At 35.7% G+C, this 25544-nt stretch carries 25 protein-coding genes; 18 read left to right on the top strand and 7 right to left on the bottom strand.

Translation table 11 applies throughout. The features are described from left to right. Positions 1–4: 4 nt before the first annotated feature. Positions 5–391 (top strand): transcriptional regulator GutM, encoded by a 387-nt coding sequence (locus MHH51_RS15610; RefSeq protein ID WP_339282456.1) that lies wholly within the window; start codon positions 5–7, stop codon positions 389–391. A gap of 78 nt (positions 392–469) precedes the next feature. Continuing rightward, the gene (locus tag MHH51_RS15605; RefSeq protein WP_339282455.1) at positions 470–1291 is read left to right on the top strand and encodes an aldo/keto reductase; all 822 of its coding nucleotides are present in this window, start codon (positions 470–472) and stop codon (positions 1289–1291) included. Between the two features lie 317 nt (positions 1292–1608). Here the strand turns inward: MHH51_RS15605 and MHH51_RS15600 are convergent, their stop codons facing one another. Continuing rightward, the gene (locus tag MHH51_RS15600; RefSeq protein WP_339282454.1) at positions 1609–2811 is read right to left on the bottom strand and encodes an MFS transporter; all 1203 of its coding nucleotides are present in this window, start codon (positions 2809–2811) and stop codon (positions 1609–1611) included. A gap of 107 nt (positions 2812–2918) precedes the next feature. After that, positions 2919–4340 carry an NAD-dependent succinate-semialdehyde dehydrogenase gene (locus MHH51_RS15595; RefSeq protein ID WP_156985997.1) on the bottom strand — a complete coding sequence of 474 codons (1422 nt, stop codon included), beginning with the start codon at positions 4338–4340 and terminating at the stop codon, positions 2919–2921. Between the two features lie 1225 nt (positions 4341–5565). On the opposite strand from MHH51_RS15595, the gene MHH51_RS15590 reads away from it, so the two are divergent. After that, the gene (locus MHH51_RS15590; RefSeq protein WP_156985998.1) at positions 5566–6378 is read left to right on the top strand and encodes a GntR family transcriptional regulator; all 813 of its coding nucleotides are present in this window, start codon (positions 5566–5568) and stop codon (positions 6376–6378) included. A gap of 389 nt (positions 6379–6767) precedes the next feature. Here the strand turns inward: MHH51_RS15590 and rpsD are convergent, their stop codons facing one another. Both rpsD and MHH51_RS15580 read right to left on the bottom strand, forming a co-directional pair. Next, the gene (rpsD, locus tag MHH51_RS15585; RefSeq protein ID WP_147211009.1) at positions 6768–7370 is read right to left on the bottom strand and encodes a 30S ribosomal protein S4; all 603 of its coding nucleotides are present in this window, start codon (positions 7368–7370) and stop codon (positions 6768–6770) included. A 368-nt stretch (positions 7371–7738) separates the two neighbouring features. Then, a complete protein-coding gene (locus tag MHH51_RS15580; RefSeq protein WP_156985999.1) occupies positions 7739–8218 on the bottom strand; it encodes a GAF domain-containing protein in 480 nt (159 codons plus the stop codon). 143 nt (positions 8219–8361) lie between these two features. Between MHH51_RS15580 and refZ the strand changes: the two genes are divergently transcribed. From refZ to MHH51_RS15555, 5 genes are all read left to right on the top strand, one after another. Beyond that, a complete protein-coding gene (gene refZ, locus MHH51_RS15575; RefSeq protein ID WP_156986000.1) occupies positions 8362–8985 on the top strand; it encodes a forespore capture DNA-binding protein RefZ in 624 nt (207 codons plus the stop codon). Between the two features lie 174 nt (positions 8986–9159). Next, on the top strand, positions 9160–10854 hold the full coding sequence (gene ezrA, locus MHH51_RS15570) for a septation ring formation regulator EzrA (protein ID WP_339282453.1): 1695 nt from the start codon (positions 9160–9162) through the stop codon (positions 10852–10854). Positions 10855–11072: 218 nt separating this feature from the next. Beyond that, positions 11073–12215: a cysteine desulfurase family protein gene (locus MHH51_RS15565; protein ID WP_339282452.1), complete on the top strand. Its 1143-nt coding sequence runs from the start codon at positions 11073–11075 to the stop codon at positions 12213–12215. Positions 12216–12220: 5 nt separating this feature from the next. Further along, complete coding sequence (gene thiI / locus MHH51_RS15560) at positions 12221–13423, top strand: tRNA uracil 4-sulfurtransferase ThiI (protein ID WP_339282451.1); 1203 nt, start codon at positions 12221–12223, stop codon at positions 13421–13423. 123 nt (positions 13424–13546) lie between these two features. After that, positions 13547–13744, top strand: a complete 198-nt coding sequence (locus tag MHH51_RS15555; RefSeq protein WP_040979745.1) for an alpha/beta-type small acid-soluble spore protein — start codon at positions 13547–13549, stop codon at positions 13742–13744. Positions 13745–13909: 165 nt separating this feature from the next. Here MHH51_RS15555 and MHH51_RS15550 read toward each other — a convergent pair whose 3' ends face one another. Then, positions 13910–14707: an NAD kinase gene (locus tag MHH51_RS15550; RefSeq protein WP_339282450.1), complete on the bottom strand. Its 798-nt coding sequence runs from the start codon at positions 14705–14707 to the stop codon at positions 13910–13912. A 279-nt stretch (positions 14708–14986) separates the two neighbouring features. Between MHH51_RS15550 and MHH51_RS15545 the strand changes: the two genes are divergently transcribed. The 6 genes from MHH51_RS15545 (at position 14987) to MHH51_RS15520 (ending at position 20280) form a co-directional block, all read left to right on the top strand. Continuing rightward, positions 14987–15544, top strand: coding sequence for a DUF2953 domain-containing protein (locus MHH51_RS15545; RefSeq protein WP_156986005.1), 558 nt, complete (start codon positions 14987–14989; stop codon positions 15542–15544). After that, positions 15544–16086, top strand: coding sequence for a GerW family sporulation protein (ytfJ, locus tag MHH51_RS15540; RefSeq protein WP_156986006.1), 543 nt, complete (start codon positions 15544–15546; stop codon positions 16084–16086). Before MHH51_RS15545 ends, ytfJ begins: the two co-directional genes overlap by 1 nt. A 93-nt stretch (positions 16087–16179) precedes the next feature. Beyond that, complete coding sequence (tpx, locus tag MHH51_RS15535; protein ID WP_147211018.1) at positions 16180–16680, top strand: thiol peroxidase; 501 nt, start codon at positions 16180–16182, stop codon at positions 16678–16680. Between the two features lie 299 nt (positions 16681–16979). Next, positions 16980–17972: a class I SAM-dependent methyltransferase gene (locus MHH51_RS15530; RefSeq protein ID WP_339282449.1), complete on the top strand. Its 993-nt coding sequence runs from the start codon at positions 16980–16982 to the stop codon at positions 17970–17972. Between the two features lie 22 nt (positions 17973–17994). Then, positions 17995–19179: an acetate kinase gene (locus tag MHH51_RS15525; protein WP_156986008.1), complete on the top strand. Its 1185-nt coding sequence runs from the start codon at positions 17995–17997 to the stop codon at positions 19177–19179. 255 nt (positions 19180–19434) lie between these two features. Beyond that, positions 19435–20280: a DUF2785 domain-containing protein gene (locus MHH51_RS15520; protein ID WP_339282448.1), complete on the top strand. Its 846-nt coding sequence runs from the start codon at positions 19435–19437 to the stop codon at positions 20278–20280. A 109-nt stretch (positions 20281–20389) separates the two neighbouring features. Here MHH51_RS15520 and MHH51_RS15515 read toward each other — a convergent pair whose 3' ends face one another. Further along, positions 20390–20818: a universal stress protein gene (locus MHH51_RS15515; RefSeq protein WP_147211022.1), complete on the bottom strand. Its 429-nt coding sequence runs from the start codon at positions 20816–20818 to the stop codon at positions 20390–20392. Between the two features lie 236 nt (positions 20819–21054). Further along, the gene (locus MHH51_RS15510; RefSeq protein ID WP_339282447.1) at positions 21055–22152 is read right to left on the bottom strand and encodes a Xaa-Pro peptidase family protein; all 1098 of its coding nucleotides are present in this window, start codon (positions 22150–22152) and stop codon (positions 21055–21057) included. Positions 22153–22336: 184 nt separating this feature from the next. Here MHH51_RS15510 and MHH51_RS15505 point away from each other — a divergent pair, with 184 nt between their 5' ends. The 4 genes from MHH51_RS15505 to MHH51_RS15490 all read left to right on the top strand — a co-directional run bounded on the left by MHH51_RS15505 (position 22337) and on the right by MHH51_RS15490 (position 25486). Further along, entirely contained in the window at positions 22337–23002 is a 666-nt protein-coding gene (locus MHH51_RS15505) for a PspA/IM30 family protein (RefSeq protein ID WP_339282446.1), read from the top strand. Between the two features lie 92 nt (positions 23003–23094). Beyond that, positions 23095–23778: a metal-dependent hydrolase gene (locus tag MHH51_RS15500; protein ID WP_339282445.1), complete on the top strand. Its 684-nt coding sequence runs from the start codon at positions 23095–23097 to the stop codon at positions 23776–23778. A gap of 100 nt (positions 23779–23878) precedes the next feature. Next, positions 23879–24106, top strand: a complete 228-nt coding sequence (locus MHH51_RS15495) for a hypothetical protein (RefSeq protein ID WP_147211026.1) — start codon at positions 23879–23881, stop codon at positions 24104–24106. A gap of 72 nt (positions 24107–24178) precedes the next feature. After that, on the top strand, positions 24179–25486 hold the full coding sequence (locus tag MHH51_RS15490) for a DRTGG domain-containing protein (RefSeq protein WP_147211027.1): 1308 nt from the start codon (positions 24179–24181) through the stop codon (positions 25484–25486). The last annotated feature ends 58 nt before the right edge of the window (positions 25487–25544 follow it).

Here is a 25544-nt window from a genome sequence, read left to right as displayed (position 1 = left end):
GAAAATGGAGATTCTATTTTTATTCTTTATTGTTTTAGTTATTTTGCAATGGTTTTTTAAAGTAAAGCAGACAAAAGTATTGCATACCCATTATAATAAGTTTTTAGAAACAGGAAATGTATTAGTGGAGAGAAAGAAAGGTATTTTTTCTGGTGCTATTATCATGCTTCAATTAGATAAGGAAGCGAATATTAGAGACTGTCTATTGATATCTGGTGCAACCTTTTTTTCTTCATGGCGCAGTTGTGAAGAACTAATAAATGAAAACTTATTGAGTATAAATGAGGAAAGCCTTAATGGCTATAAAAAAACTGTAAGAAAAGTAATTGCTAAGGCTGTTGAAAGTTATCAAAAGAGTAAAGAAAAAGAGCTAAAGGAGAAACTAGTTTAGCAGTTATTGACTAAATATTCATTTCTAGTCTTTTACTAATAGTGATAAAAGTCACCGAAAAAGGAGGTACATTAAAAAATGACATCGAAAAAATTGAGAAATGATGTACTTATGCCCCAAGTGGGGCTTGGTGTTTATAAAATGACAGATCCGAAAGATACGGTGAATGCTGTTGAGGAAGCATTAAAAGTTGGATACCGAGCGATTGACACTGCTAGCTACTATAAAAATGAGAAGGAAGTGGGCGAGGCAATTTGTCAATCCGGAATTTCAAGGGAAGATCTGTTTATTACTACTAAAGTATGGAATGATGAGCAAGGATATGATGAAACATTACGTGCGTTTGACCGTTCATTGAGTTTGTTGGGACTTGATTATATCGATTTATATTTAACCCATTGGCCTCTACCTGATAAATTTATTGAAACCTATCGTGCAATTGAAAAATTGTATGAAGAAAAACTTATTCGTGTGCCGGGTGTCTCTAATCATCATAAAAAACATCTTTTACAACTTGAAAATAAGGTGAATGTAATGCCAATGGTTAACCAAGTAGAATGTCATCCTTATCTTCAACAAAAGGGATTAAAAAGCTTTTGTGAGGAAAGAGCAATAGCTGTTACAGCATGGGCACCTCTTGGAAAAGGAACAATTTTACAAGATGAACTGATTAAAGAACTTGCTCAAAAATATGATAAGACCCCAGCTCAGATTATTTTGAGATGGCATTTAGAGTGTGATACAATTGTTATTCCGAAATCTATTACACCGCCACGAATTAAGGAAAACTTTAAGTTATTTGATTTCTCTATTGTAAAAAAGGATATGGATAAGCTTGCTAATCTTGATCATAATGGTCGAATAGGTGCTGATCCAAATATTGATGATGATTTTAGCTGATTTAAGTAATTATACGATTTGGTATGGTATATTGTCATAAATTCCATTAAGAAATCCGAACTATGAATTCAATTTCTTTTTAAAGGATTCGTTTATAGTTCGGATTTCGACTGTTATTTTAATTTTGGAGTCTTTCATTTATGGTACTCGATCAAGTGTGGTTGTGCCCCTCAACGTTTTGCCAACATCTTTATGAATTTAATCTCCATTAAGCTTCTTTGTTTTTCGATATAAGTGAGCCAGCTTCCCACTAGAACGAATAATCTCTGCCAGAGTGATCCTTATATAATCCTTTATACTCTTGAAATTTTATTATTTTAAACAAATTTATTTTGTCCGACTTTCAATCCTAAAAGAGAACTGCAAATAGCAAGTAATATTAGCGAGAATATGGGAATGGTCCAGTCTCTTGTAATATCATAGATGAAGCCTACCGCTATAGGTCCTAAAGCGGCTAAAGCATAACCAGTTGATTGTGCCATGCCGGATAAAAGTGTAGCTTGTTTTGTATTTTTAGTACGAATAGATAGTAACAGAAGGGCAATTGTAAAGTTACCACTTAAAGAAAATCCTATTAGTGTTGTGGAAATAATATAGCTTATATCATTATGATAAAGCAATAAATAAATAACTCCTATTATTAATAAAATATTTAAGCTGATAACTAAGCCTACTTGTGATTTAAGTTTTCCAGCTATAAGTGGAATGAGTAAACTAGAAACTATTCCTACTAGCTGTAAATAGGATAATAGGAAACCAGCAATTGTTTTATTAGCACCAAAATCAATTAATATTTCTGGGAACCAAGAGATGGTGATATAGAATAAAAGGGAATGACACCCCATAAAAAAGGCAATAAACCAGGCAAACGGAGATTTTAGAAGATCCTTTTGTTTTTCTGTGAGCCTTTCTTTTATATGATTCATCGATTTCCGCCGTATAAGCACTAACCAATAAAAAGATGCAAAAATTGCAGGGGCTGCCCAAATTAAAAGAGCATTTCTCCAGCCTAATCCCATGTTTTTGGCAATTGGTACACTTATTGCTGAAGCAACAGTAGCAGAAATTCCCATTATCGAGGAATATAGCCCAGTCATTACTGATAGTTTGTCAGGAAATTTATCTTTGATGATTCCTGGTAAAAGGACGTTACAAACTGCAATTCCTATTCCGATAAATAGTGTACCAAGAAATAAAAGGAACATTATAGTAGAAGAGCGAAAAATAATCCCCGTGCTTAATATCATTAATCCAAAAATTAATATTTTCTCATTTGAGTACTTTTGAGCTAAATATGATGAAGTAATTGACATAATAGCAAAAGCTACTAATGGTAAACTTGTAAGTAATGCTACATTCCAATTTGCAAAGCCTATTTCATCTCTAATGATCCCCATAATTGGTCCTATTGAAGTGAGCGCTGGTCTTAAATTAAGAGCAACTAAGAAAATCCCTATAATTATAAGAACATTGGTGTTATCTTTGCCTAAATCTTGTTTCTCAAATGTGTCTTCTCTCAATAAGATGCATCCTTTCCTCTTAGTTGTTACTTTTTAGGCTATATTTTTCTTAAGTAAATAATATGAAGCAACCTAACCTTATTCGTTAAGTTGCCCCATTACTATAATTAGTAATTTATATTAAATGAAATGTATTTTGTAATTAAATACGCTTCTAGACCGTATTTACCCCCCTCTTGACCAAGCCCGCTTTCTTTTACTCCACCGAATGGAGTGTGGATGGCAAATGGAGCAGGGTCATTTATACCGACCATTCCATATTCTAATTCTTCCATCATTCTAAAAGCACGGCCTAAATCCTTTGTGTAACAATATCCTGCTAGACCATAATGAGTATGGTTTGCCTTTTCAATAATTTCTTCTTCACCTTTGAATGTAAAGATTGGAACAACTGGCCCAAATGTTTCCTCATAGGCGATTAACATGTCTTCATTAGCATTGGAAATAATAGTAGGTTCGATAAAATAACCGCCTGTCTTATTATCGTATTGTCTACCACCACAGATAACTTCTCCATTTTTCGCTTTAGCATCAGCAATCTGGTTCATAATTTTCTCGAAGGAATTACTATCAATAACAGGACCAACATTAACGTCTTCATCTAAACCATTGCCTATTTTTAATTTCTCTACCTTCTGTACAAGCTTGCTAGTGAATTCTTCAGCAATACTTTTTTCAACGTAAATTCTGTTTGTGCTAACACAAGTCTGCCCGGAATTGGTAAATTTTGTCATTAAGACGCCATCTATAGCGCCATCGATGTCTGAATCAGCAAAGACAATAAATGGTGCGTGACCTCCTAGCTCCATTGAAGAGGCTTTAACAGTCTCAGCAGAGTCTCTTAGTAACAATTTGCCAACATCAGTAGATCCAGTAAAGGTGATTTTTTTTACGTCTTCACTCGCTGTTAATGTATTTCCAATTTCGCTAGCTTTACCTATAACAAGATTAACCACCCCTTTTGGCAAGCCCGCTTTATGAAAACATTCAAATACTTTAATCGCTGACAAAGGTGTAACAGATGCAGGTTTTAAGATTATTGTACAACCAGTTGCTAGGGCCGGAGCGATTTTTCTTGTAATCATTGAAAATGGAAAGTTCCATGGGGTAATTGCTGCGCATACACCAATTGGACGTCTTATAACGAAAAGTTGTTTATCTTTTGCGGCTGCTGGAAGAACATCACCATATATCCGTTTTGCTTCTTCTGCATACCAATGTAAAAAGGCAATTCCGTCGTTTACTTCATATCTAGCATCAGCAATAGGTTTACCGTTTTCTTTTGTAATAAGTTGTGCTAATTCTTCACTTTGTTCTTCTAGTAATCTAGCAGCTTCCTCCAAATAAGTAACGCGTTCTGTAAAAGTTGTTTTTTTCCAAGATTTAAATGCTTGTTTTGCACTTTGTATTGCTTCTTCTGTTTCCGCTTTTCCTACTGTAAAAACTGTCTTGATAACCTCGTTAGTCGCAGGATTACGTACTTCCATTTTTGTTTCGCTTTGTCGCCATTTTCCATTAATATAAACCATGTACACACCTCATTATTTATTATTATTTATTCGCTTTGTAACAAGCAGGTCTTATTAATTCAGACAGTAAAACAAATTTATTAGTTTTTGGTGACTGTAACTTAAGCCTTGTTGGCAGAGCTGAATAGTTTTATGTAATGTATGAGTGTTTCTTTATAAAACCCCCTCGATATGTTTGATGCTGTCAAAAATATTTATATTTGGATTATCATCAAATTCACTTCTAGGTTTATCTGAGTACATTTCTGATTTAACTGGTTCATTGTTAACTCCTTTCAAGTAAGCATTTAAATCCTGCATACCCCGTTTGCTTAAATCAACAAATAGATTTACTTTTTGAATCCCGGTTTTAATAGTTCTTTTAAGGTTGTCATCACCTGTTTCGGAACCTCGGTGGAGGACTAAAGGTACATCTAAAATGCTATTTAATTTTTGTAATAGCTCAAAATCTAGCCGTGGTTCTCCTTTTCAAGTACCATGAGATGTGCCAATTGCAACAGCTAAACAGTCAATATTCGTTTGTTTGGCATATTAGATCGCTTCTTTAAGATTGGTTAAATCACTATCCCTCGTTTTATCATATTTATGTCCTACTTCCACGTGGCCAAGTTCAGCTTCATCAGAAACACCTACAGAGCAAGCAATTTTAACAATTTTCTTTCATAGAAATAGGCAATCTCATTAACTTCTTCAATTGGATGAATTCCTACACAATCCAGTATAATTGGAGACTTTAGAAGTTTTGCCAGTTCAAAGGCTACACGGACAGTCTCCAAATTGAAAACATTTGGTGCAGCTACTCTATAATTACCATGTTTTACTTAAAACTAAATATTTTTCATAAATGACAACATTATTTGCTCAGTCCTTTCTTTATACCGATTAGCAGCTTAATAGACTTACAGCGATTAAAATATATAATATACAAGGATAATTAAAATACTTTATTGTGTTGAGATATATGGGTGTAATTTTAGTGAATGTCTTACAATATTGAATGAATTAGAAGAATTCTTATTTTAATTGAAAAAGAATAATCCTTTATATTGATATTTTAACCGTTTGTACGTATAATCATATTAAGTCATAAAAAGAGTTTTGTCAAATTTATTATTCAGTCTATTTCAATTATTATGTTAGAATATACATGTTAAATTATTATGTTAGAATATACATGTGAATTATTAAAAATAGTGCTGTTGAATTAAAAAAGGAAGTGTAAGTTATGCAGAATTTCCATATAAAAGAGGACGATAAGTATTTTGACCACAAACTGTTAGCTGATCCAATTAAAAGAAGTTTACAAAAAATTAATAGAAATAATCCTTTGCCTTTATATCAACAACTTTATGATTCGCTTTATAAGGTTATTGTTAATAAAGAATTGGAACCAGGCAGCTTTTTTGCAACTGAAAGTTTATTGCAGGAAGAAACTCAAATGAGCAGAGCTACAATACGAAAAGCTCTTGAGGAATTAGTTAGACAAAAATATCTAATGAGAATTACCGGAAAAGGTACTTTTATTTCGATTAGCTATCCAGAGAGTCATATTGTTTTACCAAATTTAAAAAGCTTGTCTCAAGAACTGGAAGAAAAGGGTATGATCCCTGGAAGCACTTTATTGCAAGGCAAAATAATACAACCTACAGAGGAAGTTGCTAAAAACTTAGATATAGATGTGAGTGATCGAGTCTTGTTTATTGAGAGGATTCGTACAGGAAATGATATTCCGATTTTATATGTATGTGGATATATTCCGTTAAATATTGGAATTACCGAGGATTTTAATATTCCTGGATCTTTATATTTCTTCATTGAGCAACAATGCGGTAAGGTTATTCGTTCTGCAACACATACGATAAATGCAACAATTATTAATGCAGAAGTAGCTAAACATTTAGGTATCAGTAAAAACTCAGCTGGTTTGTCGATGGAACGAATTACTTACGATAATTATGGGGTGCCAGTTCTTTATGAAACTGGTGTATTTCGAAACGATTTGTATAGTTATACTTTTTCCATGGAGAGAGATGACTAGTATTTCCAACACGAGAGACTGAAGAGCTTTTTGATTGATTAAAAGTGTTAAAGGCTGGTTAATAAATCATTAATAAGAAAGTGTTAGAGAAAAGGTGTGTAAAATTTTTAATGAATTTATCTTTGGGAAATTAGCAAGAAAGGAGATTATGGATTATTTAATTTTAGATAAAGCCATTTGTATAATGGATAATATAAAATTGGGCTTTGTCTTAATAGCGGTGAATCTGAGAAGATACACTGTTTCTACCAGATTTTTTATGGATAGGATATATCATTAATTTAAAGAAAAAAAGAATTTTGCATCGAAAACTCGATGCAAAATTCTTTTTTCTATTTGGGCCAGTTAGTATAGCCTCTTTTAATGTTGTTCTCTGCAAAGCATCAAAATTAACGAGAGTAGAATTCAACGATAAGCTGTTCGTTGATTTCAGCTGGAAGTTCAGAACGCTCAGGGAAACGAGCATAAGTACCTTCTTTTTTCTCAGCATCAAAAGTAGTATATTCTGGTACGAAGTTATTTACTTCAATAGCTTCTGTAACGATATCCAGCTTTTGAGATTTTTCACGAAGAGCGATTGTTTGACCAGGTTTTACAGAGTAAGATGGGATATCTACACGAGAACCATCTACTGTAACGTGACCATGGTTAACCAGCTGACGTGCTTGCTTGCGTGTACGAGCAAGACCAAGGCGGTAAACAAGGTTATCAAGACGAGATTCAAGAAGAATCATGAAGTTCTCACCGTGGATACCTTTCATGTTGCCGGCTTTATTGAATAGGTTACGGAATTGACGCTCGTTCAATCCATACATAAAGCGTAATTTTTGCTTTTCTTGCATTTGCAAGCCATATTCAGAGATTTTCTTTCTTTGGTTCGGTCCATGTTGACCAGGAGCGTAAGGGCGTTTATCTAATTCCTTACCAGTTCCAGATAATGAAATGCCAAGACGACGTGATTTCTTCCATACTGATCCAGTATAACGTGACATAGGACATTTCCTCCTTTATGTTTTATTTGTATAAAATAAAACGCGCGTGATCGTTTCGTTGTTCATTTTGTTTTCATGTACCATCGCTCCAGTAGCAGAGAGTTACACGATACACCTTTATAAGATTCATCTTTGAAAGGAACAAAATGAGTGCAAGCGTCGACTCACTTAGGCCACTTTATTATTTTACACAAATTCTAGTATATAATTTGCATGTACACCTGTCAATAGAAAAAAGAAAAAACACAGTATAAAGTCTTTTTGGAAAGATATTATTTTTGTTTAGAAACAAAAATAATTCATAACAAAAAAGTATCCGTTATAATATGAATATGTCTAAAATTCTATTTTGTAATAAAATGAGGTAATTATAAATGCTTTTCAAGCACTGCAACAAATTTTTCTAAACATTCCTGATCAATAGCATCGAATCTGTCATGAATAGGACTGTCAATATCTAAAACACCGATAATCTCATTATCACGATAGACAGGTATGACAATTTCAGATTTTGACGCTCCATCACAGGCGATATGACCAGGAAATTGATGAACATCTGATATACGCTGTGTTTTCTTCTCTGAGACGGCAGTTCCGCAAACTCCTTTTCCAAAAGGAATACGGATGCACGCCGGGAGACCTTGGAAGGGGCCGAGCACTAATTCTTCCTTTTCGGATAAGTAGAAGCCAACCCAGTTTACTTCATCTAAAAACTGATTGAGAAGTGCCGAAGCGTTTGAAAGCAGCGCGATTTGATTTGTTTCTCCTGTGGATAAGGCATCCAGCTGTTTGATAAGAAGCTCGTAATCTTTTGTTTTTTCTCCAGAATAATCAAGTTGTTGAAACATTATGTGTTACCTCCTAAAAGTTGCGTGTAGTAGTTTTGTGAAAAATGACATTTAACGACATGAATACAGTTTTTGTCGATAATCGATTAAAGGATTTATCCCCTTCTTTGTCGTAAATGAATAGAGTAAGGAGTTGAATAAGAATGAAAAATAACGTAACCAAGCAAAAAGTAGTGGACGCTGCTTCCTCCCTATTCTTTCAAAAAGGATTCCATGGTACTTCTGTGCGTGATATTGCTGATCGGGCCTCTGTGAATGTTTCCTTAATCAGTTATTATTTTAAAGGAAAGCAGGGCCTTTTAGAATATGCTGTAACAAATTATTATGAAGCATACTTAGAGAAAATAGAAGAGTCACTTGAAACAACAGAAGGAAGCTCTTCTATCGATCGATTAAATGAACTAATTTTTACAATTATACATTATAAGCAAACGCATCATCAATTAACATGTTTTATTCAGCGTGAATTATCTCTTGATTCTGTATTTGTTAGAGAAATGACGGTTACATATCTGGCGAAAGAAAATTACTATGTAAAAGAATTGTTTCAGGAAACAATCGGAAGAAATGCTGATCAGGATGAGAAAAGGTATCTGTTTATGCAGCTGAAAGGCATGCTGATAACCCCTTATATTTTACATTCAGATTGGAAAGATCAAATTTTAGGGCAATTTGCTCACGAACAATTTGTGAAAAAATATACCAAAAGTATACAGAAATGGATTCAATTTAATGCAAATGTAAAAATTAACGAGAAAAGCAAATAATAATAAATAATTGACTTTTCCCCGTATAAATATCAAAAAGTTGTTGAATCAGTAAGAAAAATGTATTTTCTTTAGCCAAAAGGGCGGAATACATGATATTATAAAGGATATATTATTGTGATTTTGTAATTATAGATATATTTATATAGATGTTTATTGGTTGGGAGGCAAAGTATGGCTGTCGTAGTTGGGATTATTTTAGCGATTATTGTATGTTTAACGATTGCTTTAATTGTAAGAAAGCGTGTTTACGATCAAGTAGACCATATTGAAAAATGGAAATTGGATATTACGGATAGGGATGTTGCAAAACAGATTGGAAAAATTAAAACATTGAATCTATCCGGTGAAACACTCGAGAAATTTGAAGAATGGAAAGAGGAATGGGAAAAAATCGTAACCAAATCTTTGCCTGACATAGAGAAGTATTTGATGGATGCAGAAGAGGCAGCTGACCGCTTTCTTGTGCCTAAGGCAAATAAAATTTTGAAAGAGGCAGAAAACCATCTCGAAAAAATTGAGGAAGAAATCAAAGAAATTATCGGTGAGTTAGAGGAATTACTCTATGCAGAAGAAACAGGCCGTGGCGGTGCGGAGGAATTAAAACCGAGAATTAAAGGGTTACGAAGTATGCTTTCTCAATCCAGATACCAATATGGGAAGGCCGAAAAGCAATTTGACAAGGAAATCGATGAGCTGGAAGCAATATTGGATCAATACGATGCGTTCGTTAATGATGGTGACTATCTAAAAGCGAATGAAAGTATTAGTGAATTAAAGGAAAGTACTGAAAAAGTAGAAAATAAATTAGATACATTTCCTGATTTGCTCAAACAAGTGAAGCAGGAGCTGCCGTCTCAATTAACAAACCTGTCTTCCGGTATGAAAGAGATGCGGGAAAGCGGCTACCGGATTAGACATTTAGGCTTTGAAAAAGAAATTATTACATATCAGGAACAATTGAGGGATATAGAAACTCAGCTTGAAACTGCTGATATAACAGATGTGGAACAGCTTCTCCAGCAAATGGAGACACGTATTTTAGAAATGTACGAAGCTCTGGAAGGGGAAGCGATAGCCAAGAATTATATAGAGCAGAAAGGTCCGGAGTATGAGGATTCTGTAAACCAGATAAGTGCTACGTATGAAACCGCGAAAATAGAAGTAGAAGAGATAAAGAAGGCTTACTACGTAGAAGACGATGATATGGAACGTTTCCAGACTATGGGTAAAGCAATTAAAGCTTTAAATGGCCATGTAGAAGAATTACACCAGAGTGTAGAGGACGATAAACAATCACATTCAGAATTGAAAAAAGGAATTGAAGAAGGATTTAAGAAAATTGCACAGCTGGAAGAGGAGCATGAATCCTTTAAAAAGTCTATTGCAAATTTACGGAAAGATGAGCTGGAGGCAAGAGATAAACTGGTAGAAATGCGCGGACGGCTTACAGATTTGAATAGAAAACTGAAAAAGAGTAATATACCGGGAGTACCAAGCTACATTTGGACCCGTTTTGAAACAGCAATACAGAAAAATGATAGGGTAATGGAAGCGTTAGAAACCTATCCATTAGATATGAACAATGTACAGCAAGCGTTGACTGAAGCTAAAAAATCGATTGAGCAGGCATATGAGCAAGTAGATATGATGCTGGATCAGGCTTATTTAACAGAGCAGGTGATTCAATATGCGAACCGCTACAGAAGTAAGCACTCTGATCTGGACAACAAGCTGAAGGAAGCGGAGAGATTATTCCGTAATTATGAATATGAGCTTTCTTTAGAGCATGCTGCCAAAGCAGTAGAAGAGATTGAACCGGGATCGTTACAGAAAATAGAATCGTATCAAACGGAAAGAAACCAATAATTATCGTTGTTTCTTTCTATGAAGGGACAAGATTATTTACTGGATAGAACAAGAGCAGGAAGAACAATTTTTGAGCTTACAGGTTGCCTGCTTTGTATCCGCTGAAGATTTCAGATACTATATAATATGAAAAATATAAGGTAAAGGCTGTCGCTAAGAATGGAATATTCGTTAACTTAGGTCAGCCTTACATTTTTGTTAAAAAGAAGGTGGAAAACTTGATATACTTCGATAACAGTGCAACAACGAAGCCGCATCCGGAAGTGATTGAAAGCTTCGCAAAAGTATCAGCTAATTATTTTGCAAATTCCTCATCGATACATCCTCTGGGCGGTCAAGTGGAGAAACTGTTAGAGGCTGCGAGACAGCAGGCAGCAGATTTAATCGGCGTTTCCAAGGAAACAATAATCTTTACTTCGGGAGGAACGGAAGGAAATAATACTGCGATTAAAGGAGTTGCCCTTGAGCATCAATCACGTGGAAAACATATTATTACAACTCAAGCGGAGCACCCATCGATTCATGATACATGCAGGAGTTTAGAAAAATTGGGTTTTGAAATAACCTATATGCCGGTAGCTGAAGATGGAACTGTTTCAGCGGCAGATGTTGAAAATTCCATTCGAAAGGATACTATTCTTGTTACAATGATGCAGGTGAACAATGAAATTGGCTCGATTCAGCCGATTGAGGAAATTGGAAATGTTTTAAAAAAGCATCCTAAAGTTCTTTTTCATGTGGATGCTGTCCAAGGGTTAGGGAAGGTTCCTTTAAACCTTTCAGATACTGGTATTGATTTATGTACTTTTTCAGGTCATAAAATTCATGGACTAAAAGGGACAGGACTCCTGTATGTGAATCATACGGCCAAATTATATCCGCTTCTTCATGGTGGCAGTCAAGAATCTGGTATCCGTTCTGGAACAGAGAATGTGGCTGGCGCTGTTTCATTTGTAAAAGCACTGCGTTTAATCAAAGAAAAGCAAGATATTCAGAAGGATAATATATTAAAAACCCTGCATGATAAGCTTATGAAGGAGCTCAGCCAGTTGGAGGGTATTGAAATCAACAGCCCTGCTGGCGGTGCCAATCATATTATCCATTTCTCTGTACCGGGAATTAAGCCGGAGGTTATTATTCATAGCTTAAGCCAAAAGGAAATATATATTTCCACAAAGTCAGCCTGCTCATCCCGGGATCTGACGGAAAGTCATGTGCTGGTTGCCTGCGGGAAAACAAAGGAAGTTTCTTCCTCAGGTTTACGGGTAAGTTTTTCTTATGAGAATAAAGAAGAAGAAGTAGATATATTTGTGAAGGAAATAAAAAAAGCAATTCAACAATTTAAAGAGGTATTGAGGTAGATAACATGCAATATGATCATATATTAATTCGTTATGGAGAGTTAGCTTTAAAAGGAAAAAACGCGAAACAATTTATACTGAAGCTTCATGATAATATTCATCAGAAGATAAAGGATTTTGATGGTGTGAAGGTCATGCGGACACAGGGAAGAATGTTCGTCTTACTGAACGGTAATGACCCAGAACCGATTGTAGAAAAAATAAAAAATGTTTTTGGCATCCATAGTTTAAGTCTGGCAATTCGTGTTGAGAACGATGTGGAAGAAATAAAAGAAGCAGCTTTATATGCATTAAAGCAAGAAGCAAATGTAAAAACATTTAAAATGAGTGTCCGTCGTACGAAAAAAGATTTTCCAATTCGTTCCGGTGAAATGAATCATATATTAGGAAGCCATTTATTAACCAATACAGAAGACATTACTGTAAATGTGCACCATCCTGATTTGGAAATAAAAGTAGAAATACGTAAGGAAGCGACCTATATTACCAGTGGAACAATCATGTGCAGAGGTGGACTTCCGGTTGGAACATCTGGTAAGTCACTGCTCTTGCTTTCAGGCGGAATTGACAGTCCGGTGGCGGGATTTTTGGCAATGAAAAGAGGCGTTCATTTAGAAGCAATTCACTTTCATTCTCCGCCGTTTACAAGTGATCGCGCCAAGCAAAAGGTACTGGACTTGGCCAAACAGCTTACGAAATATGGAAAGTCCATAAAAGTGCATATTGTTCCGTTTACAAAATTACAGCAGGAAATTTTTAGAGAGATGCCAAATGACTATGCTATGACAATCATGCGCCGCGTGATGTTTCGTGTCAGTGAACAGCTTTGCAAACGTGAAGGTATCTTGTCACTGACAACAGGGGAAAACCTTGGACAGGTGGCCAGTCAAACGATGGATAGTATGCACACTATCAATGAGGTAACTAACTATCCAATCATCCGTCCGTTAATTGCAATGGATAAGGATGAGGTTATCCGAATCGCGCAGGATATCGGAACATATGAGACTTCAATTTTACCTTATGAAGATTGCTGCACTATTTTTGTACCGAAATCTCCAAAAACAAAACCGAAAAGAGATAAAGTTAATTTTTATGAATCAAAATATGACTTTACACCATCGATTGAAGAAGCAATAGAGGGTATAGAAACAATAAAAGTAACAGAGAAAACTTTATTCAATGAGGATTTTACAGATCTTTTTTAAACAGATTATCTTTTCTTATATTCGATTTTTAAATAGCAATTAAAAAGAAAAAATTACCATTAAATAAAATGCATGTTTTCACCCCAATCGACGCATTCTATAAGTACCAAGGAGGTGAACAACATGGCAAATAATAACTCAAATCAATTAGTTGTTCCAGGAGTGCAACAAGCACTTGATCAAATGAAATACGAAATTGCTCAGGAATTTGGTGTTCAACTTGGTCCTGACTCAACTTCTCGTGCTAACGGATCTGTTGGTGGAGAAATCACGAAAAGATTAGTAACAATGGCTGAGCAACAATTTGGCGGAACTAAATAATTAAATGCATGGCTAGCTGTCTCTGCAAATGTGGAGGCAGCTTTTATATTTATATAAAACGCTCTAAGAGAATACTTTGATTTTGGGCAATATATTTTATTAAACCAACTGTTAAAACCCGATGCTCCCCTATCTGATAGGGGAGCATCGGGTTTTTGAAAATATTTATAAGAAGGTTCGTTGTACACGATTCCAGAATGTGTTGTTTTTCATTTTTACAGTTTTGATCACTGTTTCGTCCATTTCAATGTCAACATGGTGAATTCGCTGTACTGGCCATGCTTCATTATCCAGACTGATGATAGGATAATCGTTGCCGTCTTGAATGACCTCCAGTTGAAGCTTTCTATCCTGACTTAGAATAAAAGAAGAACCAAGTGTTCGATAGCTATTATTATTCAAAGAAGCTACCTCAGATACCTGAAAGCTTGAAAGTAACGGGTCGATAACTGCTCCACGTGCAGATTTGGAATAGCCTGTACTTCCTGTAGGAGTTGATACGACCATACCATCACCTCGAAATGTTTCGAAGCGCTCGCCGTCTATTTTGACATTGATAACGATAGTTTTAATAATACTGGAGCGCAAAGATACCTCATTCAGGCAATAAAATGCTTTTTCACCGTCAACACTCACTTTAATCGCCGGAAAACGCCGAACTTCAATTTTATTATTTGTTACTGCATCAATCATTTCGTCGAATCTGGTTATACTAAAATCACAGTATAATCCAATTTGATCGTCGTCTGTAATACCTGTATAGATACAATCCTGGCGGAATCCAGTCTTGCGGACAGCCTGCAGGAAAGTACCATCTCCGCCAAAGCTGATAATAATAGACGCATCTTTAGGATTATTAACAACGTGTAAATCATTTTGTTCAGCAATCGATTTTAAGTAATCTGTTTTTTCGCCTTCCTGACGAGGGTGATAAAAAAAGAAAATATTATTACGATTTTGCATACGATAACCTCCAAACAAATTTTATGGTGAAGTAATCTTTTGTCAGGTTCCCGTTTTCGTGGTAGAGATGCATGCTGTCAGACAGGAACATATAAAACACGGTGTTAGCTCATGGATTAAATACAGATAGACAAATCTTTAAAAATTATGATTTGCTTATTCTCATCATAACATTTTCTAAGTGTTATATCTCTTTAGAAATATGTATGGATAGTGAATTGGTATAAGAAAAACAAACAATTGTGAAGTATTTTTTTAATTACTTTAGGGGAGTTGATTATGGATAGTTTATACATTTTGTTAATTTTTATTGCGGTTAGTATTTTGATCATCCTATTTCTTTTCCAAAGCAAATGGATTATTAAAGTCAACTATCAATTTCCGGAAATGAATGATGTGCATATTTCTGTCTTTTTTTATAACTGGTGTGTTCTTAGAGAGAAGAAGTTACGTATACCAAATCAAAATGAAATGGAAAAAGGATACATGCATTTTTATAAGCAATTGTCCCGAAAACAGCTTCATTTACTAAAACAACTGCGGTTTCGATCCTTATTAAAGGAAATAAAGGTGCTTGAATTCAAATGGCAGACCAAAGGAGGAACTGGTAATGCTTTTACCACATCTATAGCAAGCGGTGCAATCTGGGCGATAAAAGGCTGGCTGATTGGATATCTCACACAGCATCTTCAGCTTTGTGAAAAACCGCAAATTCATGTGCAGCCGGACTTTAAAAGCAGCAGTCTGGAGACCAGATTTTCATGTATGATTTCCTTTCGCTTAGGAAAAACTATTCTGGGAATCATGCGCGTCTTGAAAATAAAGGAGGTAAAATAATGACTGAACATCCGATAGAAGGTTTAATGTCCAGTGCAATGAAAAGTATACAAAAGATGGTAGAGGTAAATACGATTATCGGGGATCCTTTGAAAGCTTCCGATGATACAGTAATTATTCCGGTATCAAAGGTTGGATTTGGTTTTGCAGCCGGTGGAAGTGAATTCATGCCGGGAGAATTAAAGTCAAGTGATTTTGAAGAGCACGAAATTCCGTTTGGAGGAGGCAGCGGAGGCGGAGTTTCTATAACGCCGGTTGCTTTTTTAGTATTAAGAGAGGGAAATATGGAGCTGGTGCATATGGATCAGCATGCACATCTATATGAGAAAATAATTGATTTGATTCCAGAACTTCTGCAGCGCTCAAGTATGCCTAATAAAGAAAAAACGTTAGAAAAGAAAGTAGAGCAAAGACATCACAAAAAGGATGAAAAAGAACATAAAGAGCATAAAGATCATAAGGAACAAAATCAAGCTTCCGACCATGAACCTGAGAAAGAAAAAAAAGAGCTGGAGTCTATTCTTAACCGTTTTGAAATTTAGATAGCAGAATAATAGCTATGATTGGACAGTTAATAAAACAAGCCCCATAATAGTAAGTGAATCAGAATTGTAAAGATGGGGAGGAGAAATATAATGCCAAAACATGTTACATTTAAACAAGAAACCGTTACTTTACTCGGAGAAGAACAAAAAGCAGGGAATAAAGCTCCTGACTTTACGGTAATTGCAAATGACTTATCAGAGAAAACGCTTGCCGATTATGACGGGAAAGTTAAATTAATCAGCGTGGTTCCTTCTGTTGATACAGGAGTATGTGCTGAGCAGACGCGCCGTTTTAATGAAGAAGCTGCTAATCTTGATAATACAGTTGTTTTAACAATCAGTATGGATTTACCGTTTGCTCAAGCCCGCTGGTGTGGTGCAAATGGAATTGAAAACGTTGAAACATTATCTGATCACCGCTTAGCGGATTTTGGCAAAAATTACGGGGTGTTAATTGAAGAACTCCGTTTATTATCCAGATCAATTTTTGTAGTAGATGAAAATAATGAGATTACCTACGTAGAATACGTACCAGAGGTAACGAACCATCCAAATTACGATGCTGTATTGGAGCATTTAAAAACAAAATAATGAAAAAAAAGCATGATTCCGTCTGAGTCATGCTTTTTTTAAAATAAAATACATAAATAAGGCTAAGATCACAGACTTAAAATGATAAGCAAAAGTGCGGATATAATATTAAACAAATTGTCAATTACCGGATCCTGTAATATAAAAATAAAGCTGTACTTTCCTGGTTTAAAAATGGTTATGTCTTGCGCAGCTCTTATCTAAGCAAATATTTTATTTGGAAATAATTAAATTCCTTTTACATCTGGTATGAGAATTGTTAAAATAGAAAGTTGTCAGCTTGGATAGGAGGACATACCATGGAGCAATCGAATGTCGAAAAATTATTTAAATGTATTGATGAAGTAACTGAAATTATTCAAAGCGCAAAAAATGAAACCTATCTGGAAAGTTTGATTTTATCATTAGATACTATCTTGGACGATGGAACTCGGAATGAATTGGACGATGTTACGGAGCGCAAGGTTACAAAACTTGTTCAGGCTTTTAATGAAGAAGAGTTTGATGCAGAATCGTATCGAAAAGCATTGGGACTTTCCATTCTAAAAGGAATGAAGGGTGCAGCCCAACAGCAGCATTTAATGACACCTGATACGGTTAGTTTTTTAATCAGTTACTTAGTAAATAAATTGATTGATAAAAAGGGACAGATAACCATTTTTGACCCTGCCAGCGGAACAGCTAATCTGCTTACGGCTGTGTTAAATCAGATAAAAAATCCTGTGAAGGCATATGCTTCTGAAGTAGATCCGACTTTGATTGAATTAGCTGTATTAAATGCAAATTTGCAGAAAAGAGAAATCAGCTTCTATCATCAGGATAGCTTGAGACCTTTTCTGATAGAGCCGGTGGATTTTGTTGTTACAGATCTTCCGGTGGGATATTATCCGGATGATGTAACAGCAGAGGAGTATCAGTTAAAGGCAGATGAAGGTCATTCTTATTCACATCATTTATTTATAGAGCAAAGCTTAAAATATATAAAAGATGGCGGATTTTTTATTGGCGTGATTCCAGAATTTTTATTTGATAGTGATCAATCGGCAAAATTACATGCATTTCTACAGGAAACAGCACATATTGTCGGAGTCATCCGATTGCCGGAAACATCTTTTAAATCAAAAAATCAGGCGAAAAGTGTATTAATCCTGCAGAAAAAAGGGTATGGTACAAAAGAACCGAAGCAACCGTTACTTGTACAATTACCTTCTTTTAAGAATGCTCATGCAACGGCAGATATCATCAAACAGATTAATCAATGGTTTACATCTTATCCAAACAGGATTAAATGAAGAATATAGGAGTGGAATGAAAATGAGTAATGTATTAGCAATTAATGCTGGAAGTTCATCTTTGAAATTTCAGTTGATTAAAATGCCGGAAGAAGAAGTAGCTGCAATCGGTCTGGTAGAACGAATCGGGATGCCGGAATCGATTTTTAAAATTGAGGCGAACGGCAAAGAGGATAAGACGGTAACAGATATTCCAGACCACAGTGTCGCAGTAAAAATGCTATTAGATGCTTTGATTTCTACAGGAATTATTCAATCATTTGATGAAATTGATGCAGTTGGACATCGAGTTGTTCACGGAGGAGAGTATTTCACTGATTCTGTTTTATTAGATGACGAAGCAATTCAAAAAATTGAAGAAGTTTCTGAATTAGCGCCTTTGCATAACCCTGCCAACTTAACAGGAATTCGTGCTTTCAAAGAAATTCTGCCAAATGTTCCAATGGTAGCTGTGTTTGACACTGCCTTCCATCAGTCAATGCCGGAATCATCTTATCTTTACAGCCTGCCGAGAAATTATTATGAAGACTATGGCATCCGTAAATATGGTTTCCACGGGACTTCCCATAAATATGTTTCTGAACGGGCCGCAGAGCTTTTGGGCAGACCGTTAGAGAGCCTTCGCTTAATATCCTGCCATATCGGTAATGGCGCTAGTGTAACAGCAATTAAAGATGGTAAATCTATGGATACGTCTATGGGCTTTACACCGCTTGCAGGAGTTACAATGGGTACAAGATCCGGGAATATTGATCCGGCATTAATTCCTTATATTATGCAATGTACTGGTAAAACAGTAGATGAAGTACTTCATGTTTTAAATAAAGAAAGTGGAATGCTGGCACTTTCCGGGTTCTCCAGTGATTTACGTGATATCGAAAGTGAAGCAGATACAAACCCTCGTGCAGAACTGGCTTTAGATGTATTTGCTGGAAGAATCCATAAATATATAGGATCCTATGCTGCGAAGATGAATGGTGTAGATGCCATTATTTTTACTGCGGGTATTGGAGAAAATAGTATTACTATCCGTGAAAAAATTCTAAAAGGACTGGAATTCATGGGAATTTATTGGGATCCGAAGCTTAATGAGGTACGCGGAAAAGAACAGTTTATTAACTATCCGCACTCTCCGGTAAAAGTAATGATCATCCCGACGAATGAAGAGGTTATGATTGCGCGGGATACAGTTCGTTTAAGTAAATAATAAAAGGCAATTGCTATTGGGTTAAGCGGCTGTCACAGATCGTATGAAAGCCATTTTAGCAAGAGCAGGTATGAAAAAGCTGATCTTTTTCTGTGTAATGAAAAATTACATGGAAAGAGGTTAGCTTTTTTATTCCTCATCCCCCAAATTTATAGGGAGAAGGTGATTTTGTGTTATTATAACTATAATGTCTGTGAAAATATGTACTTTAGTCCCTTAATATGGATATTTTAAAGATAGAAAAGTGGTGACAGCATGACATTAAAAGCAGAACTGAAGGAAATAGACTATGATATAAATCTAAAGCAAAAAGATTTAAATGTTCTTATCGATAAAATGTTAGATAATATCGGATCTATTGATCCGGAGCTGAGAGATACATTGATTTTTAATACGTTTGGAAAATTGATTATGGAAGATTCTTTAACCGATAAACAAATGAAGCATATTCTTGAAGTTTGCTTAGATAAACTATTTTTGGGGATTGAAGAAAATGAAAGCAACCTCGTTTTTACACGCTCTTTTTCTGCTTTAGTTATCGGAATAATTCTACATAAAGATAGACAAAAAGTCTTCTTACAGGAAGCAATTATTATCAAGACAATTAAAAAGAGTATTGCGTATTTAAATCTTGAAAAAGATATTCGCGGTTATGTAGAAGGTAAGGGATGGGCACATAGTATTGCGCATGGAGCGGATTTATTAACAGAAGCAGTTAAACATCCCTGTTTTGATAGGAGGCTATCTTTTGAATGCCTTGAAACAATCAAACGATGTCTATTTAAAGAAAGTATAGCAAAAGCTCCTTACGTTGATGATGAGGAGGAAAGACTTCTTTTTGTATTAGAAGCACTTATTGATAAAGGTATCAAAGAGGAGGAAATTGCTTGTCTGGTGTTAAATATTACTGGTGATCTGCAGGAGTTAAAAACAAGAGAAGGATATAGTTTAAACTTTTTTTGGAAAAAAACTAATGTTATAAACTTTTTGAGGGGATTTTATTTTCGGCTGCTGTATAAAAATACATATCCAAAGATAAGAAGCAATATTGCTGCTATTTTGGAGCAATGGCATGATGAAGTATATAACTTGAATAAGTGAAGAATTTCTAAGTAGAAACTGGGCATTGAGATACAGTATTATTCTTGATTTTATGCATTTAGTTTCCATCCCTTGAGAGGAGTTTCCCAAAGGATGGAAGTTCAATAGATTAACGAATAACAAGTACGTCACAGCTGGCGTATCTTGTAATGCTTTCAGAAACACTTCCAATTAAGAAACGTTCAACAGCATTCATACCAGTTGCACCACAAATAATTAAATCGGCTTCAAAATTACCAGCTATTTCTTTTGCGATTTTTACTTTAGGAGATCCATATTCAATACAACGGATAATATCTGTTAATCCAGCTGCTTCAGCTTGCGCTACATAATCATCTAATAATTCTTTGGCATAAGTTTCCGCTCTTTCAGATAAAGAACGATCATACGCTTCAGCTGTTGAGAAAGTACGGGAATCCACTACATGAGCAAGGATTAATCGGGCAGTATTTCTTTTTGCGATATCGAGTGATTTACTAAATGCCTTTTCAGCTGCTTTAGATCCATCTACTGCGACAACAATATTTTTATATTCCATGATTCATCTCCCCTTTCTACTACTATTATATACCTGTTTTGAAAGCGTTACAAACGAATATCAGTAAATTACATAAAATTTCGGAAAAAAGACAAAAAATAAATGAATCAGTTTAATATCTGGTAAAGAGCTTGACAGCAGAAGCTATTAAGGCTTCCGGCTGTAGCAAGTTACTTAAACCCGATTTATATAGAACAGGGTTTTGAGGATTGTTAAACTGATTCATTTATTATTTTTTAAGAAATGATTTGTAATGTTTTCGGATATTTTGTCAGCTCTAATGGCATGTAATTAGTTGTGAACAGCATATCTTCAATTCTGACTCCACCCACGTTTGGCACATAAATTCCTGGCTCAATCGTGAAACACATTCCCGGTTCGATAGGCAATGTGTTTTCGCTATGCATCGAAGGATATTCGTGTGTTTCGATTCCTAAACCATGTCCAAGGCGGTGTGTAAAATAATCACCATATCCCTGTTCTGTGATGTAATTTCTTGCAATTTTATCCAGCTCTCCGACTGCTGTGCCGGTTCTGCTTGCATCAATTGCTCTTTCTTGAGCTTCCAATACAGTATCGTATATTTGTTTTTGTTCATCAGTAATATTACCGAAAGCAACTGTCCGGGTAATATCGGAGCAATAGCCCTGATAGATAACGCCTAAGTCAAAGAGAACAAAATTATTTTTCTCCAATTGTTTTTTATCCGGGTTTCCGTGAGGGGATGCTGTTTTCGAACCAAATAATGCCATTGTTAGAAATGACATCTCGCGTATCCCTTGCTTTTTTAAAGTGTGCTCAATAGCAGCAACTACTTCTAGTTCAGAGACACCTTCTTTTAAAGCTTCCACCCCAGTTTTAACTCCTAAATCAGCTAATTCTGCAGCGGTTCTTAAATAATCATGTTCTTTTTTTGATTTGATTAGACGTAGATTTTGAATTGCCGGTGTTGCATCTATATACGCAGCTTCCGGAAAAACTTCTTGGAGCTGATTATAGCGTTGAATAGTCAGATGGTCTTTTTCCACTGCCATGACAGAAGGATTTTTTTCTTGCTTTTTCAAAAAGACCTGCAAAGCGTGCCAAGGGTTTTCGTGATCATAATAACTTACAATTAAATGTTTCCATCCGGCATTTCTAGCATCCTCTTCCTCCATTTTTGGCAATAGGAAAATAGGATCTATTCCATCCATAACAATAATTCCAATAACTCTTTCATGCGGATCTGTGTAATACCCGCTTAAATAATATACATTTGCTTTTGAACTGATAAAACAGCTGTCCGCTTGCTGCTTTTTGAGTTCGGCAAATAATTTATTAATTCTTTCTGACATTATTTTTTCCTCCTAGTTTATTATTATAGCTGCGATTCCGCATGTATAAATAGCATCCTTTAAAAAATTATAGCAGATAGAAAGAAAAAATCCGATAAAAATGAAACTTTTTGCGAAATCAATCGTATTTCTTATTGTACACGAATCGTACATTACTATTACTTATTCCAAGAGGAGGATTTGTATGTTTCAATTTTTTAACAGAATGAAAACAATTGTCAGTTCAGAATTGAATGCAATGATTGATAAGGCGGAAGACCCGGTCAAAATGTTAGATCAATACTTGAGAGATATGGGCAAGGATATCGAAGACGTAGAAGCAGCTGTAGCAAAGCAAATGGCTAATGAAAAAATGCTGAAGCGGAAAGCAAATGATGCAAAAGCTATGGTAGAAAAGCGTCAGGAACAAGCTGAAAAAGCAGTCGAAGCAGATAATGAAGATTTAGCCAGAAAAGCATTAGAAGATAAAAGACATCAGGAAAAGTCGTATGAATCTTTGCAGGCTTCCTGGGAACGGGCTGATGAGGATGTAAGAATTCTTAAAGAAAAATTATCTGAAATGAAAAAAGAATATCAGGAAATGAAGCTGAAGAAAGACTCCTTAAAAGCACGTGCAGAATCTGCGAAAACAAGAACAAAAATGAATCGTACGATGTCTTCTATCGGCAGTGATCAGTCCCGTCAAGGATTTGAAAGAATGGAAGAAAAAGTACTTCAATACGAAGCAGAAGCCGAGACGTCAGAAGATTTAAATGAAAGTGCACGAACACTAGATGATGAATTTAAAGAGCTTGAAGACAATGGTGTAGATGATGAACTGGCTGTACTAAAAAAGAAACTCAATAAATAAATTTGTAAAAAAATGCATAGATTTAATTGATAACGGGAAAACACAGTACAAAATCTAATAATAATCCAACTATACCAAAGGAGAGATTTTGAGTGAAGGTATCTTTTCATGGACATTCAGTAGTAAAAGTAGACACAGGAAAGCACCGAATCATTATTGACCCGTTTATCAATGGGAATAAAGCATGCGATTTAGACCCAGGTACAGAAAAAGCAGATGTTATTCTGTTGACACATGGCCACAATGATCATGTTGGAGAAACAGTGGAGATTGCTAAGAATAATAATGCGCTGGTTGTGGCGACGGCAGAGCTTGCTGATTATTTTGCATCAAAAGGCCTGAATACACATCCAATGCACATCGGCGGGTCCCGTGAATTTGAGTTTGGTAAAGTGCAATTTACACAAGCCTTTCATGGATCATCCTATACAGAAGAGGACGGCACAGTTATTTATGGCGGCATGCCCGGTGGAATACTTCTTACAGTGAATGGAAAAACCATTTATCACTTGGGCGATACTGCGTTATTCACGGATTTAAAAATGTATGGTGAGCTAAATGATATTGATCTTGCCTTTATTCCAATCGGTGATAATTTTACAATGGGACCAAGTGATGCGCTTCTTGCAGCTGAGTGGGTGAATGCTAAGAAGGTTGTCCCCGTTCACTATAATACCTTTCCGCCAATTGAACAGGACCCGGAAGCCTGGGCATCTAAAGTAAAGGCCGGTAATGCGCATGTAATGCAAGTTGGAGAAACAATTGATTTAGAATAATATTCTAACCTGAAAAACCACAGAATCGCTATATTCTGTGGTTTTCTGGTGCATAGAAATAACCATTCCTCATACACTTATAATAAAGGGGGATGTAACTTTGAGAACAAATATTATTTTAAGGTTATTATTAGTTGGCTTTTTTCTCTATATTGCCTGGCCAATGATTCCGCAATCTACCAGCTCTTTAGAGTTCCTTTTTTGGGGATGCTGGTTGTTATTTGCATTTGTATTTATTGGTGCAAATCTAGCAACACTTTTAAAGATGTCTCGTCCGCCGGTTATGGAACAGGAAGGAATAAATAAGAAGAAACTGCGCAGCCATTGAGTTTATCCTGTATCAATTGTATAATAAAACTATTACGTTTTATATAGTACAGTTGAAAGAAGGTGATGGCAGATGGCGACCAAGCATGAACAAATATTACAGCATATTTTATCGTTGCAAGTAGGTAGCAAAATATCTGTCCGTCAAATTGCAAAAGATTTGAATGTTAGTGATGGGACTGCTTACCGCGCAATCAAAGAAGCGGAAAACCAAGGTATTGTCAGTACGATTGAGCGTGTAGGAACTATCAGGATTGAACAGAAAAAGAAAGATAATTTTGAAGAGCTGACCTTTGCCGAGATTGTAAATATTATTGATGGACAAGTACTCGGCGGCAGAGACGGGCTGCATAAAACCCTCAGCAAATTTGTCATTGGGGCGATGCAATTAAATGCTATGATGCGTTATACACAAGCAGATTCATTACTGATTGTCGGTAACCGCCATGAGGCACATAAGCTGGCTTTAGAAGCTGGGGCAGCAGTTCTGATTACAGGAGGATTTGATACTGACGATTCTATCAAACAGCTGGCGAATGAAAAACAATTACCTATTATTTCGACAAGTTATGATACTTTTACAGTTGCGGCAATGATTAACAGGGCGATTTATGATCAATTGATTAAGAAGGAAATTGTATTTGTAGGAGATATTTCAACGCCATTTGAATCTTCATATTATTTAACAACAAAACAGCAGGTGAAGGATTGGTATATTAATAATGAAGTGTCTTCACACACACGCTTTCCGGTGGTTGATGACCGTATGAAGGTAGTAGGAATGGTTTCTTCCCGTGACATTGTCGGAAAAGAACAGAGTACTTTTATTGATCGTATCATGAGCCGCAAGCCATTAGTTGTTCAGGAAAAAACATCCTTGGCATCTGTTGCACATATGATGGTTTGGGAAGGAATTGAACTTGTTCCTGTAGTGGATGGATCTCATGTGTTAAAAGGCGTTATTTCCAGACAAGATGTATTAAAGGCGATGCAGCAGATTCAGAGACAGCCACAGGTTGGAGAAACAATTGAAGATATTGTTTCTAATAATATGTCACAGAATCCAGATGAGGGCGGTTTGTTTGAAGCACGGGTTATACCGCAAATGACAAATCATTTAGGGACATTATCACATGGTGTCTTTACAGCTTTAATTACGGAAGCCTGTGATAAAATGATGAAAATCGAGAAGAAGGCAGAAATTTCGATTGAGAATATTACAGTTTACTTCAGCAAGCCGGTGCCAATTGATAGTATTTTGCATATTAAGCCGGTGCTTCTGGATGTCGGACGTTTGTATGCAAAAATAGATGTAGAAGTACTGCAAGGACAGACTACTGTTGGCAGAGCATTGATTATGGCGCAGCTTATTAATCGGTAACTGAGGGAAATCTGTCTGTTGCCAGGCTATAAAAAAACAACTGGAATCATATTATTCC

Source organism: Oceanobacillus sp. FSL K6-3682, assembly GCF_037976165.1.
Classification (GTDB): domain Bacteria; phylum Bacillota; class Bacilli; order Bacillales; family Amphibacillaceae; genus Oceanobacillus; species Oceanobacillus sojae.
Note: the sequence above shows the minus strand (reverse complement) of the source record. Positions and strands in the feature narration are given on the sequence as shown.